Below are 13,326 nucleotides of genomic sequence, written 5' to 3'. Positions count from 1 at the left end.
CCGCCGGGGCGTCGGATATTTGTAACACAGCAAGGCATTTGCATAACCTGGGCACATGTTTGGCCGTGAACCATTGGTCAATTTCTTTTATGTAGGCAAGAATAACCGCCGTGCGACGGTGTAACAAGCGTTTGGCGCCGTCCGGACAGTGTGAGGCTCATGAGACAGATCAACAGCGCTGCCGGATCGGCCGAACTTGCGCAGACCCGGGCAGAAAGCAGGCGACTGTTCTGGGCCGTCGGAATATTCAGCGTTTTCGTCAACATGCTGATGCTGACCGGGCCGATCTTCATGTTGCAGGTCTATGACAGGGTTCTGGGCAGCCGCAGCGAAGCGACGCTTCTGGCGCTGTTCGTGCTGATGGGTTTCCTGTTCCTGATCATGGGCATACTCGATTATGCCCGTGGCCGCATCCTGGCCCGGATCGGTGCGCGGTTCCAGTCACGGCTGGATCGGCGGGTCTTTGCGGCCATGGTGCGCAAGGCCGCCGTCGCCCCCGAGAAAGAGGCGCAGGCGTCAAACAACCTGCGCGATCTGGAGGCGGTGCAGCGGCTGATGTCGTCACCGGTTCTGACCGCGCTGTTCGATCTTCCCTGGACGCCGGTTTTCCTGGTGGGCATCGCGATCTTCCACCCCTGGCTTGGTATCCTGGCGGTCGGGGGCGGCCTGATCCTGGTGATCGTGGCGGTGATCAACCAGGTCATGACGATCGGGCCGGTGATGAAGGCCAATCAGGCCACCCTCAGGGCCGAACGGATGGCCGAGCAGATCCGCGTCGAGGCCGAGCTGGTCCGCTCGCTCGGCATGCAGGATTCGACCTTCAGCCGCTGGCGGCTGCTGCGCGATTCCTCGTTGTCGGAAACGATTTCCGCCTCGGATCTGGGCGGCAGTTTCACCGCGACGACGAAGACGTTCCGCATGTTCCTGCAATCCACCATGCTGGCGCTGGGCGCCTATCTGGTGCTGCAACAGCAGATGACGCCGGGTGGCATGATCGCCGCCTCGATCCTGATGGGGCGGGCGCTGGCGCCGATCGACATGGCGCTGGGCCAGTGGCAGACGGTGCAGCGTGCCCGTGAGGGATGGAAGCGGCTGGCCGAACTGCTCAGCCTCGTGCCGGTCGAACCGCCGCGCACCGCCCTGCCCAGGCCCCAGGCGCGGCTTTCGGTGATCCAGGCGACGATCATCCCGCCGGGCGAACAGCAGGCCAGCGTGCGCATGGTCAGCTTCGAGGTGCAGCCGGGCGAGGCCGTGGGCGTCATCGGCCATTCGGCCTCGGGGAAATCGACGCTGGCGCGCGCGCTGGTGGGGGTCTGGCGGCCATCGGGCGGAAAGATCCGGCTGGACGGTGCCGCGCTTGATCAATACGAACCCGACGTGTTGGGCCAGCATATCGGATACCTGCCCCAGCGGGTTCAGCTTTTCGATGGTACCATCGCCCAGAACATTGCCCGCCTTCAACCTGATGCCAAGGACGAGGACATCGTGATCGCGGCCAAGAAGGCGGCGGCTCACGACATGATCGTGAAGATGCCCGATGGCTATGACACCCTGGTCACGCCCACCGGTGGGCGGCTGTCGGGCGGGCAGGTGCAAAGGATCGGTCTCGCGCGGGCAATGTACGGCGATCCCGTGCTCCTGGTGCTGGACGAGCCGAACTCGAACCTCGACAACGAGGGGTCCGAGGCGCTGAACGCGTCGATCCGGGCGCTGAAATCCGAAGGAAAGTCCATTCTCATCATGGCCCACCGCCCCGCAGCGATCAAGGAATGCGACAAGCTGCTGGTGATGGAGGGCGGCATGCGCCGAGCTTTCGGCCCGCGTGACGAGGTGTTGCGCGAAATGGTCACCAACCACCGCGACATTGCCGCGAGCCCCGCGCAGGGCGGTATCCGATGAGCGGCGCGCGTCCCTGGTCCGCAACCCGGCCCATGGTCATCGGGCTGCTGGCCCTTCTGGCGCTGGTGGGGGGCTTTGGCACCTGGGCCACGATGACCCAGATTTCCGGCGCCATCATCGCCTCGGGCCAGATCGAGGTTGAGCGCAACCGCCAGGTTGTGCAGCACCCCGATGGAGGCGTGGTCAGCGAAATCCTGGTGGACGAAGGCGATACCGTCGCCGCCGGTGACGTGCTGGTCCGGCTGGATGCGACCCTCCTGCAATCCGACCTGACGACGGTGGAAAGCCAGTTGTTCGAACTGATGAGCCGCCGCGCCCGCCTGACGGCCGAGCGGGACGATAAGGACACGATCGTCTTCGACCCTGAATTGCTTGAAGTGGCCGCCCGCCGCCCCGAGGTTCTGGACCTGGTCGATGGACAGACCCGCCTGTTCGAGGCGCGGCGGGTGTCGATCGACCAGCAGGTGCAGCAGCTGAACATCCGCCGTCAGCAGATCGCCAGCCAGATCACCGGCGTCACCGCGCAGCAGAATGCGCTGACGGCGCAGCTTGACCTGGTGGGACAGGAGCTTGACGCGCAACAATCCCTGCTGGACCGCGGCCTGGCCCAGGCCAGCCGGGTTCTGGCCCTGCAACGCGAGGATGCGCGCCTGCGCGGCGTCGTCGGAGAGCTTGAGGCAAGCGCCGCCCAGTCGGCCGAGCGGATCACCGAGATCGAGCTTGAGATCCTGCGCCTGGGCGCCACCCGGCGCGAGGATGCGATCACCCAGATCCGCGATCTGCAATACCGCGAACTGGAACTGGCCGAACGCCGCCGCGCGCTGCGCGAACAGCTGTCGCGCCTCGACATCAAGTCGCCGGTGTCGGGGGTGGTCTATGGCATGACGGTCTTTGCCGAACGGTCGGTTATCCGGGCCGCCGATCCGGTGCTGTTCATCGTGCCACAGGACCGGCCGCTGGTGATCGCGGCGCAGGTCGCCTCGATCCATATCGACCAGGTTTACCTGGGGCAGGAGGTGATCCTGCGGTTCTCGGCCTTCGATGCGCGCACGACGCCTGAATTCATCGGCGAAGTCACCCAGATTTCCGCCGATGCCTTTACCGACGAAGCCTCGCGCAGTTCCTTCTACCGCGCCGAGATTCAGCTTCGCGCAAATGAAATCGAAAAGCTGCCCGAAAACCTGACCCTGATTCCGGGCATGCCTGTCGAGGCCTTCCTGCGCACCGAGGATCGCACGCCCATCGCCTATCTGCTGCGCCCGCTTTCCGATTATTTCGCCAAGGCCTTCCGCGAAAGTTGACCCTTGCCCCTTTCCGAGGGGCAAGGGGCAGAGTAGCCTCGGCGCGAAACGCACAATTTGCAAGGAAAGCACCATGGGACAGATCGAAAACCGGCTTGCCGAACTGGGGGTCAACCTGCCCGACGCTCCGGCGCCCGCCGCCAATTATGTGCCCTACGTCGTGGACGGCAACACCGTCTATGTCTCGGGCCAGATTTCGCAGGATGCCAACGGGCTGATCACCGGCAAGCTTGGCGATGGCGTCAGCATCGAAGAGGGCGCCGCCGCTGCACGGACCAGCGCCATCAGCCTGCTGTCGCAGGTGAAGGCCGCCTGCGGGGGCGATCTTGACCGTCTGGTGCGGGTGGTCAAGCTGACCGCCTTCGTCAATTCGACCCCGGATTTCACCGACCAGCCCAAGGTCGTCAACGGCTGTTCCGATTTCCTGGTCGAGGTTCTGGGCGACGCTGGCCGCCATGCCCGCTCGGCCGTCAGCGCGGCGTCGCTGCCTCTTGGGGTGGCTGTCGAGATTGAAGGCATCTTCCAGATCAAATGACCACGCTTCCTGCCGAATTCCTGGGTGCTCCGATCGCGCATCGGGGGCTTCATGATGTTGCGGCGGGCCGTCCTGAAAACAGCCTTGCGGCGTTTCGGGCGGCCATCGCCGCGGGCTATGGCATCGAGCTGGACGTGCAGCGTTCGGCCGATGATGGCGCGATGGTGTTCCACGACTACGATCTGGACCGCGTGACCGAAGCTTCGGGGCTGCTGCGCGACCGTTCAGCCGATGCGCTGGGCCGGATCGCCCTGCGCGGTGGCGACGAGGGCATCCCCACCCTGGCCCAGGTCTGTGATCTGGTGGCGGGGCAGGTGCCCCTGCTGGTCGAGATCAAGGACCAGGATGGCGCGCTGGGCCCGGATGTCGGGCCGCTGGAACGCGCGGTGGCCGATGTGTTGCGCGACTATCGCGGGCCCCTGGCGGTGATGTCGTTCAATCCGCACGCGGTGGCGGTGATGGGTGAATACCTGCCCGGCGTGGCGCGTGGCCTGACCACCTGCGATTTCGACGCCGCCGATTGGCCTCTGCCCGAACCCGCGCTGGAGCGGCTGCGCGACATTCCCGATTTCGACCGGACGGGCGCCTGTTTCATCAGTCACGACAGGAAGGATCTGTCCCGCCCGCGCGTGGCCGAGTTGAAGCGCAAGGGCGTGCCCGTGCTGTGCTGGACGGTCAAAAGCCCCGAGGCCGAGACGAAGGCGCGGCGCGTGGCCGACAACATCACCTTCGAAGGATACATCCCGCCAGTGGCTTGACGGGGGCAGGGTCCGGGCCAGATTGCACAGAGAAGGCGGACCGGCATGAGTGAAACCCAGATCGAAATCAACGTGTTGCCCTCGCTGTCGCAGGTGGAGGCGGCGGATTGGGACGCCTGCGCCTGCCCCGAGGCGGCGGATGGCGGGCGCCCGCACGATCCCTTCACGACCCACCGCTTTCTTTCGGCGCTGGAAGACAGCGGCAGCGTCGGCCCCGGCACCGGCTGGCAACCCCGCTATCTTGTCGCCCGGGCGGATGGCCAGGTGATTGCCTGCGCGCCGCTTTACGCCAAGGGGCACAGCCAGGGCGAATACATCTTCGATCACAACTGGGCCCATGCCTATGAACAGGCGGGCGGGCGCTATTACCCCAAGCTTCAGGTCGCGGTGCCCTTCACCCCGGCCACGGGGCGGCGGTTGCTGACCCGTCCTGGGTTCTTTGAAACAGGTGCGGCGGCGCTGGTGCAGGGGGCGGTGCAACTGGCCTCGGAAAATCACCTGTCGTCGATGCATGTCACCTTCTGCACCGAGGCCGAGGCAGAGGCCGGGCGGCAGATGGGGCTGATGCACCGCACCGGTCAGCAGTTCCACTGGTTCAATCGCGGATACGACGATTTTGCCGCCTTCCTGGCGCAACTCTCCAGCCGCAAGCGCAAGAACATCCGCAAGGAACGCGCCGCGGCCCAGGCATTCGGCGGCGAGATCGTGCAGCTGACGGGCGACCAGATCGAACCGCACCACTGGGATGCCTTCTGGCAGTTTTACCAGGACACCGGCGCGCGCAAATGGGGCACGCCTTACCTCACGCGCGCCTTTTTCGACCTGGCGCAGGAAAGGCTGCGCGACGACATCCTTCTTGTGCTGGCCATGAAGAGCGACCGGCCCGTGGCCGGAGCGATGAATGTCATCGGGCGCGACGTTCTTTATGGCCGCTACTGGGGGTGCTCCGAAGATCACCCCTGCCTGCATTTCGAACTCTGCTATTATCAGGCGATCGACTACGCCATCGCGCGCGGGCTGTCGCGGGTCGAGGCGGGCGCGCAGGGCGAACACAAGCTGGCGCGCGGCTATCTGCCCATGCCCACCCATTCGCTGCACTGGATCGCGGACGAGGGTTTCGCGCGGGCGGTCGATCAGTACCTGGCCGCCGAACGCGCAGCCGTGGACGAGGAAATCGAGGTGCTGACCGCCTATGGTCCGTTCCGCAAGGTACAAGGAGAAAGCGAATGAGCGCGCTGTTGAGCGAGGCCGAAAGGGCCGGGGATCTGGCACCGCTGCTTGCGGCGGGATGGGCCATGGTGGATGGGCGCGATGCCATCGCCCGCACATACACCTTCGCCAATTTCATCGAGGCTTTCGGCTTCATGACCCGCGCGGCGATGCATGCCGAAAAGCTGAACCATCATCCCGAATGGTCCAATGTCTACAACCGCGTCGAGGTGGTTTTGACCACCCATGATGCCAAGGGGCTGACCGCGCTTGACGTGAAGCTGGCCCGCCGGATGGACAAGCTGGCCGGCTAGGCCGGTGTCGGGATCGGCCCCCGCCCGCCATGGGGCCGGGGCCGGGTCGCTCAGATGGCGGCAACCATCGCCTCGCCGCCCGACACCTCGCAGACGCCTGGGCTTTCTTCCTTGTGCAGCACCGTGACGACGCCGCTGTCCACCAGCATCGCATAGCGGGCCGAACGCCCGATCAGCCCGGCGGGCGGTGCGCTGAACTCCATGCCCATCGCCTTGGTAAAGGCACCTTCGGCATCGCCCAGCATGGTGATGCCGGCCGCATCGGCGCGGGTGGATTCACCCCAGGCCTTCATCACGAAAGGATCGTTGACCGACACGCAGATCACCTCGTCCACGCCCTTTTCGCCAAGCGCGTCCTTGCTGCGGATGAAGCTGGGCACATGCGCCGTCGAACAGACGCCGGTGAAGGCGCCGGGCACCGCGAAGATCACGACCTTGCGCCCGGCGACATGGGCGGCGATGTCCACCGTGACGGGGCCGTCGTCGCCCATGCGGATGAGCGTTGCGGCGGGCAGTGTGTCGCCTGTGGTGATGGCCATGGTTTTGTTCCTTCGTTGGATTGCAAGACTGTCGCCCCTGCATATAGTTTGCGCGCAACCGAAGGAACAGCGCAGAGGGTCGCATGGAACACATCGTCGTAATCGGGGGCGGACAGGCCGGATCGTCGCTTGTGGCCAGGTTGCGCACCGCTGGTTTCGAGGGGGCGATCACCCTTGTCTGCGGCGAAGCCGTGCCACCGTATCAGCGCCCGCCCCTGTCGAAGGCCTATCTTTTGGGCGAGATGGAAGAGGCGCGGCTGTATCTGCGCCCCGAAAGTTTCTACGCCGAAAAGGACATCGCCCTGCGGCTGGGTTCGCCCGTGGTGGCGATCGACCGGGCGGCGAAGACAGTGACACTGGAAGACGGCGTTCTGCCCTATGACCAGCTTGCCCTGACCACGGGTTCGGTGCCGCGCCGGCTGCCCGCCGCCATGGGGGGCAATCTGGGCGGCGTTTACGAGGTGCGCAACCTGCTGGATGTCGGCCGGATGCAGCCCGCCTTCGGCCCGGGCAAGCGGGCGTTGATCGTCGGGGGCGGATACATCGGCCTGGAAGCGGCCGCCGTGGCCGCAAAGCTGGGGGTCGAGGTGACGCTGGTGGAAATGGCGCCGCGCATCCTGCAACGGGTCGCCGCGCCCGAAACCTCGGATTACTTCCGCGAGCTGCACCGCGCCCATGGCGTGGACATCCGCGAAGGGCTGGGGCTTGAGACATTGCTGGGCGACGAGCAGGTAAGCGGCGCCCGGTTCAGCGACGGCAGCGAGATCGCCGTCGATTTCGTGATCGTCGGCGTGGGGATCGCCCCCGATGCCGCCCTGGCCGAAGCGGCGGGGCTGGCGGTGGACAACGGTATCGTGGTGGACGGGCAGGGGCGCACCTCGGACCCGGCGATCTGGGCGGCGGGCGATTGCGCGACCTTCCCGCGCAACGGCCAGATGATCCGCCTTGAATCGGTGCAGAATGCCATCGACCAGGCCGAGCTGGTGGCCGACAACATGCTGGGCGCCGGGCGCGATTATGACCCGATGCCCTGGTTCTGGTCGGATCAATACGACGTGAAACTGCAGATCGCCGGGCTGAACACCGGTTATGACCGGGTGGTGGTGCGGAAGGGCGACGACGGCGCGCTAAGCCATTGGTACTATGCCGGCGATACCCTTCTGGCCGTCGATGCCATGAACGATTCCCGCAATTACATGATCGGCAAGCGGCTGATCGAGGCGGGAAAATCCCCCAGCCCCGAACAGATCACCGACCCGGCCACCAACATGAAGGCCCTGTTGCGCCAATGAGCGGCCCGGCTTGAGGATCATCGGCGGCAGGATGCGCGGCACCACCCTTGCCTCGGTCGGGGCGGGCGATCCGGGCGCGCATCTGCGCCCCACCACTGACCGCGTGCGCGAAAGCCTGTTCAACCTTCTGCTGAACGGCGGCTATGGCAACCCGGTCGAAGGCGCGCGCGTGCTTGACCTTTTCGCCGGGACCGGCGCGTTGGGGCTCGAGGCGCTGTCGCGCGGCGCCGCCCATGTCAGTTTCGTCGAGAATGGCCGCCGCGCGCTGGCCCTGATCGCGGCGAATGTCGCCAAATGCCGTGTCGAGGCGCAGGTCCGCGTGATCCGCCGCGATGCCACGCGCCTTGGCCCCTGCAGCGAAACGCCCTTTGGCCTTGTCCTGCTTGATCCGCCCTATGGCACGGGTCTTGGCGCGCGCGCTCTGGACGCGGCGATGGCGGGCGGCTGGCTGGCCGACGGTGCGCTGGTGGTCTGGGAGGACGACACCGCGCCATTGCCGCCCGCCGGGCTGGTGCAACTGGACCAGAGACGATATGGCCAGACCATGATGACCATTCTGCAAAAGGGGCCGTGATGTCCGAAGAATTGCCCCGTCTCGTGATTTTCGACTGCGATGGCGTGCTTGTCGACAGCGAGCCGCCGACCACCGAGGTCATCCTTGCCAGCTTTGCCCGTTACGGCCTTGTCATGTCCTATGACGAGGCGGACAGCCTGTTTGTCGGCGGCACCATGAAGGGCTGTGAGGCCGAGGCGCGGGCGCGCGGCGCGGCCCTGCCCGATGACTGGCTGGCCGAGATCTACGGCGAAATCCACGCCCGCCTGCGTCAGGGGGTGCCGCTGATTGACGGGATCGACGCGCTCATGGATGCGCTGGACGGGGCCGGCGTGCCCTATTGCGTGGGCAGCAACGGCAGCGAGGCGAAGATGGGCATCACCCTCGCGCCGTCGGGATTGTTGCAGCGGGTCGAGGGGCGAATCTATTCCGCCCATACCCTGGGCGTGGCCAAGCCCGATCCGGGGCTGTTCCTGCGCGCTGCTGCCGATTTCGGCGTTGCGCCGGAAGACTGCGTGGTCGTCGATGACAGCCCCGCAGGCTGTACCGCCGGGGTGCGGGCGGGCATGCGCACCATCGGCTTTGCCGAAACCACCGACCCCGCCCGCCTGGCCGCCGTCGGCGCGACGCCGGTGCGCAGCATGGCCGAGGTCGCACAGGCCATCGGCCTGCGCCTGACCTGACGGGCGGTGCGTGAAATCGCGTTGCCCCGGGCCCGGTGCGCGGCGATACTTCGGGCAAAGGCCGAAGGGGCACGCCCCGTCCCGCCCGCATGAGGAAAGCAATCACCGATGAAACACCAAGGCGCAATCCAGATTGTTTTCGTGAAATGGGGCACGAAGTACGGCCCCGAATATGTAAACGGACTGGTGACAAACATCCGCGCCGGAACGAAGGCGGCGCTGGATTTCATCTGTTTTACGGATGACGCCACCGACATCTCTCCCGATGTCGATATCCGCCCCTTTCCCGATTTCGGCGTTCCGGTAACCACCATGACATCGCGGGGCGGCTCGCTTCTCAAGATGTCGATGTTCCTGAAGGGGCAGCTGAAGACCGGGGTTCCGACGCTTTACATCGACCTTGACAGTTCGGTCATCGGCGACGTGGTGCGTCTGGTCGATTGCCTGGAGCAGCGTCGCGGCATGTACATGCTGCAACGCCATGCGATTCCCCATTGGCGGTTCCGCGGGCTGGTGAAGGCCGTGGCACCCGATCGCTATTACCTGGCCAATACCGCGGTCATGGCCTTCTATGTCGAGGACTGGCACCAGATCGCCGAACGCTTCATGGTCGATTTTCCGCGCTACCTGGAGGATCCGGCCGCGATGGACCCGGCCACCCGGCGTCTCTATGACGAGGGGAACGAGCGCATCATCTCGCAGGCGACGCGCGATGCCTCACGGGTCTTTCCCAACGACGTGGCGATCAAGTTCACCCAGGAATACATGTCGCCGATCCTCGCCATTGCGGCGCTGAAGGACAGGCTGCCCCATGTGCGGGCCCGGCGCGAACGGCAGGTGATCGTCTCCTACCAGGGCGAATCGCTGAAACCGGCCGAACTGGTACACGCCGAGCAGGGCGATCTGATCCTCTACAAGTACTACAAGACGCGGTGGGCCTACCCCGAACTCAGTCGATATTGGCGCGCAGTCTTGGGTGCCCCAGGGTCATAGGATTTTTCTACCCCAAGGGCCGGAAAAGTGCCCCACCCCCCTTGCGGCCCCCGGCGCGGTATCATAAACAATCCTCACTTGGCGCGGGATGGAGCAGCCCGGTAGCTCGTCAGGCTCATAACCTGAAGGTCGTAGGTTCAAATCCTACTCCCGCAACCAACAATAATTCGTCAATGTTATCAATGGCCTGAGATTTACTTCTCAGGCCATGATTGCTTTTGGACCCCAGACTCAGGATCAGAAGCTGCGCCAGCGCTCCTTCGAGATGAATCGCTAGTTTGCCGTCGGGATTGGAGGGCTGAAGCACGATGCGGTCGATCAGGCCGCGCAATGCGTCCTTTGCCTCCAGCATACCGTCGGGGTCCTTAAGTTGCCGGATCAACGTAGCGACCTTGTCGCGGTAGGTCTCTGCCAGTTTTGGGTGTATCCGGATGGGCGACGGGGCCGGATCGCGTTCCATCTGCGCCTCAAGCTCGATCCGGCGGGCATCCAGCGCGATCATCTTGTCCTTCACCTGATCGGCGGGCACGCCTGCGATGATGGCATCGACCAGCTTTGCATGGTCTGCCTTTGTCTTCGCCAGCTCCTTTTCCAACGCACTACGGTTTTGCGATGCTGTCGCTTGCAGGCGGTTGCGCTCCTTGGCGTATTCTTGGCAAAATACCTTCAGGGCATCTTCATCCATCAGGTTGTCTTGCAGAGCTTTGAGGACAAGCTCCTCCAGTTCGATCTGTGAGATCATGGCCATGTTCGTGCAATAGGCCTTGCCTTTGTTGCGGGCGGTTGAGCAGCCAAAGCTGTGTTTGTTCACCTTTGAGAAATCGCCGCCGCAGCACCCACAGGCCATCAAGCCAGAGAACAGGGTCCGGGGCCTGCGCCTGTCCCAGATCGGCACGTCTGAGTTTTTAACCTTCATGGCCCCTTGCCTGGCTCTTACCGCGTCCCAAAGGGCATCGTCGATGATCCGCAGCTCCGGAACCTCGGTGATCACCCAGTCGGCCTCTGGATTGAGCCGTGACACGCGCTTGCCTGTCTCGGGGTCCTTCACATAAGCCAATCTGTTCCAGATCTGCCGCCCGATGTAGAGCTCGTTGTTCAGAATGCCGGTGCCGCGCTCACGGTTGCCGTGCAGGGTTGATGTTCCCCAGCCACGTCCTGTTGGGCCAGTAGTGCCGCTCTCGTTCAATTTCTCTGCAATTTTGCGCGGCGAAAGGCCTGCCGCGTATTCAGTGAAGATGCGCCGCACCACGTCTGCCTCGACAGGTTCAATCTTGCGGTCACCCCTGATCGGCTCACCGCTGGCGTCATAATGAACGACATTCTGATAGCCGTAGGCCTTCCCGCCCGCTGATTTACCAGCAAGGGCACGGCCTTTGAGGCCACGATGGGTTTTGACCGCGAGGTCTTTGATGAACAGCGAATTCATCGTGCCCTTAAGGCCAATATGCATTTCCGAGATCATGCCTTCGCTTACTGTCTCGATCATGACGCCTCGAAACTGCAGCTTCTGATAGATCGCCGCGATATCCGCTTGATTGCGGGACAGGCGGTCAAAGGCTTCTGACAATACGACATCAAAGGCGTTGCCTTGTGCATCCCGCAACAGCTTCTGTATGCCACTGCGCATTAGGCTGGCACCGGAGATAGCCCTGTCGGAATAAACCTCGATCACGTCCAAACCCTGCCGCTTGGCATGCTCACGACAGGAGCGGATTTGGTCATCAATGGACGCATCGCGCTGCATGTCAGTCGAAAAACGGGCATAGATTACGGCGCGAAGGGGCTGTGTCATGGGGTGATCCGGTTCTGGTAATTTGGTCTTATTCGAAAGATTGGCGCGGCTCGGGCATTTTGGCCAGATCTGTTTCATGGTCGGTGCGCGCGGCTTCTCTGGCAAAGATGCGAATGAGGACAAGGAATTGCTCTCGCTGTTGGCCAATCCCGTCGTGACCGGCAGACACGGGAACTGGAAGTGCGCCTTGCACCTCCTTCTTTCCAGCATGTCTTCTTCGGTCCCGTGCCATCGGCCGAGGTCTCCTGTCCGCTCCAGCGATGCGCCGAACGGGTTGAATTGCTGTGTCTAAGGTCCGGAACACGTCCGGTTGTGTGCGCAATGATATACAGCATGGGGGACCTCTTAGTTTAGCAAGAACCTAGATAAATCCGTTGTTTAGGGGCTGAATCTGTGGATAAGCCGGATGCGAAATTCCTTATCCAATTCTCCTGACCCGGACCTGCAGCACAATAATTACTATAAAAATGCGCTGACTTTCTAACCCGGAAACAATGCGGATTTTAGCTTGAGAAACCGGGCTGTGATTCGGTGGAATGCTCTGTTCGCGTAAAGTTTCTGGCCCGGGACCTGTCAGGATCAGACCCGCAAAACGGGCCAGCAGCGATGCTGCTGACCCGTATCTGAGCCAACTGCGCGTCGAGTCAGATTGCAGGCGGCGGGATATCGTCATCTCCCATGTCACCCTCTTCCGTATCTGCCGCAAAGATGGGCAGGGCCGCAAAAGAGGCAATGAGCGGCTGCGACCACTGCATCAGCAGATTGCGGTGCCGCGCCGTGGCCGAGGTGTCCCTCAGGACAAACCGCAGGTCAAAGCCCTCCTGAAACCGCCTGTGGATATCGCGGGCGGTATCAACCTGGCTGCGCCGCATTTCGTGCAGCATGTTAGCGATGCGGCGCAGCGGGATGTCCTCGGGCGTCTCCAGCGGCAGGGTGCGCAGGTCTTTCAGCACGTCCATGAGCCGATCCTCTGCGCGCTCGGCGTCGCGCATCCAGTTGGTGTATGGCGTGTCCATACTGAAGCCGACGTCCTCAAGATCGCGCTGCGCGTCGATGTTCTCCGTCAGGATCGGCAACAGCGCGGCAAAGGCATTCGAGGTCGCCGTGTCGCGCGGATGGTCCGGCCGACCCTGCTCAAAGCTCTGGGGCACATGGGTGAGGACATTCATGCTGCACCGCCTTTGCCTGTAGCGATTGCGGCATGGACCTGAGTTGCGATCCGGCCAAAGGCGGACATGAAGCCAACTTCGATCCCGGAATAGCGGCGACTGAGGGTCATCATGTCGAACACCGTGTATCGACCCAGTGAAAACCTGCTCATGCTACAAGGGAGAACGTAGCGATGAGTATGACGATGGACGACAGCATCAAGCGGTGGACGGCGAAGCGTAAGACAGCGCTTGTCATCGAGATCATTCAGGGCAAGACGACAGTGTCGGAGGCGAGCCGGTCGTTTGA

The 13,326-nt window shown here is 63.5% G+C and carries 13 protein-coding genes, 1 tRNA gene and 1 pseudogene; 12 read left to right on the top strand and 3 right to left on the bottom strand.

Annotated elements, in window-relative coordinates:
• Positions 1-159 precede the first annotated feature (159 nt).
• The 6 genes from H7828_RS04290 (at position 160) to H7828_RS04265 (ending at position 6,016) form a co-directional block, all read left to right on the top strand.
• On the top strand, positions 160-1,899 hold the full coding sequence (locus tag H7828_RS04290) for a type I secretion system permease/ATPase (RefSeq protein ID WP_226779773.1): 1,740 nt from the start codon (positions 160-162) through the stop codon (positions 1,897-1,899).
• Positions 1,896-3,200 carry an HlyD family type I secretion periplasmic adaptor subunit gene (locus H7828_RS04285; protein ID WP_226779772.1) on the top strand — a complete coding sequence of 435 codons (1,305 nt, stop codon included), beginning with the start codon at positions 1,896-1,898 and terminating at the stop codon, positions 3,198-3,200. Before H7828_RS04290 ends, H7828_RS04285 begins: the two co-directional genes overlap by 4 nt.
• Positions 3,201-3,273: 73 nt before the next feature.
• Positions 3,274-3,735: a RidA family protein gene (locus H7828_RS04280; protein ID WP_226779771.1), complete on the top strand. Its 462-nt coding sequence runs from the start codon at positions 3,274-3,276 to the stop codon at positions 3,733-3,735.
• Entirely contained in the window at positions 3,732-4,493 is a 762-nt protein-coding gene (locus tag H7828_RS04275; RefSeq protein ID WP_226779770.1) for a glycerophosphodiester phosphodiesterase family protein, read from the top strand. The genes H7828_RS04280 and H7828_RS04275 overlap by 4 nt, the downstream gene beginning before the upstream one ends.
• A 45-nt stretch (positions 4,494-4,538) precedes the next feature.
• The gene (locus H7828_RS04270; RefSeq protein WP_226779769.1) at positions 4,539-5,723 is read left to right on the top strand and encodes a GNAT family N-acetyltransferase; all 1,185 of its coding nucleotides are present in this window, start codon (positions 4,539-4,541) and stop codon (positions 5,721-5,723) included.
• The gene (locus tag H7828_RS04265) at positions 5,720-6,016 is read left to right on the top strand and encodes a 4a-hydroxytetrahydrobiopterin dehydratase (RefSeq protein WP_226779768.1); all 297 of its coding nucleotides are present in this window, start codon (positions 5,720-5,722) and stop codon (positions 6,014-6,016) included. Before H7828_RS04270 ends, H7828_RS04265 begins: the two co-directional genes overlap by 4 nt.
• Before the next feature lie 50 nt (positions 6,017-6,066).
• Here H7828_RS04265 and H7828_RS04260 read toward each other — a convergent pair whose 3' ends face one another.
• Positions 6,067-6,555, bottom strand: coding sequence for a peroxiredoxin (locus tag H7828_RS04260; protein WP_226779767.1), 489 nt, complete (start codon positions 6,553-6,555; stop codon positions 6,067-6,069).
• 83 nt (positions 6,556-6,638) lie between these two features.
• Here H7828_RS04260 and H7828_RS04255 point away from each other — a divergent pair, with 83 nt between their 5' ends.
• The 6 genes from H7828_RS04255 (at position 6,639) to H7828_RS04230 (ending at position 10,812) form a co-directional block, all read left to right on the top strand.
• The gene (locus H7828_RS04255) at positions 6,639-7,847 is read left to right on the top strand and encodes an NAD(P)/FAD-dependent oxidoreductase (protein ID WP_226779766.1); all 1,209 of its coding nucleotides are present in this window, start codon (positions 6,639-6,641) and stop codon (positions 7,845-7,847) included.
• Positions 7,848-7,857: 10 nt separating this feature from the next.
• Positions 7,858-8,421, top strand: coding sequence for a 16S rRNA (guanine(966)-N(2))-methyltransferase RsmD (gene rsmD, locus H7828_RS04250; RefSeq protein WP_226779765.1), 564 nt, complete (start codon positions 7,858-7,860; stop codon positions 8,419-8,421).
• Complete coding sequence (locus H7828_RS04245) at positions 8,421-9,083, top strand: HAD family hydrolase (protein ID WP_226779764.1); 663 nt, start codon at positions 8,421-8,423, stop codon at positions 9,081-9,083. Before rsmD ends, H7828_RS04245 begins: the two co-directional genes overlap by 1 nt.
• A gap of 108 nt (positions 9,084-9,191) precedes the next feature.
• Positions 9,192-10,076: a hypothetical protein gene (locus H7828_RS04240; protein ID WP_226779763.1), complete on the top strand. Its 885-nt coding sequence runs from the start codon at positions 9,192-9,194 to the stop codon at positions 10,074-10,076.
• 82 nt (positions 10,077-10,158) lie between these two features.
• Positions 10,159-10,235 (top strand) — tRNA-Met (locus tag H7828_RS04235).
• A gap of 211 nt (positions 10,236-10,446) precedes the next feature.
• The gene (locus H7828_RS04230; protein WP_226779762.1) at positions 10,447-10,812 is read left to right on the top strand and encodes a hypothetical protein; all 366 of its coding nucleotides are present in this window, start codon (positions 10,447-10,449) and stop codon (positions 10,810-10,812) included.
• An 18-nt stretch (positions 10,813-10,830) separates the two neighbouring features.
• Here the strand turns inward: H7828_RS04230 and H7828_RS04225 are convergent.
• Positions 10,831-11,820 (bottom strand): annotated as a pseudogene (locus H7828_RS04225) (recombinase family protein); the annotation flags it as partial.
• A gap of 692 nt (positions 11,821-12,512) precedes the next feature.
• Entirely contained in the window at positions 12,513-13,037 is a 525-nt protein-coding gene (locus tag H7828_RS04220; protein WP_226779761.1) for a hypothetical protein, read from the bottom strand.
• Positions 13,038-13,326 lie beyond the last annotated feature (289 nt).

The sequence above is a fragment of the Oceaniglobus trochenteri genome, from assembly GCF_020529025.1.
GTDB classification, from domain to species: Bacteria; Pseudomonadota; Alphaproteobacteria; order Rhodobacterales; family Rhodobacteraceae; genus Oceaniglobus; species Oceaniglobus trochenteri.
Note: the sequence above shows the minus strand (reverse complement) of the source record. Positions and strands in the feature narration are given on the sequence as shown.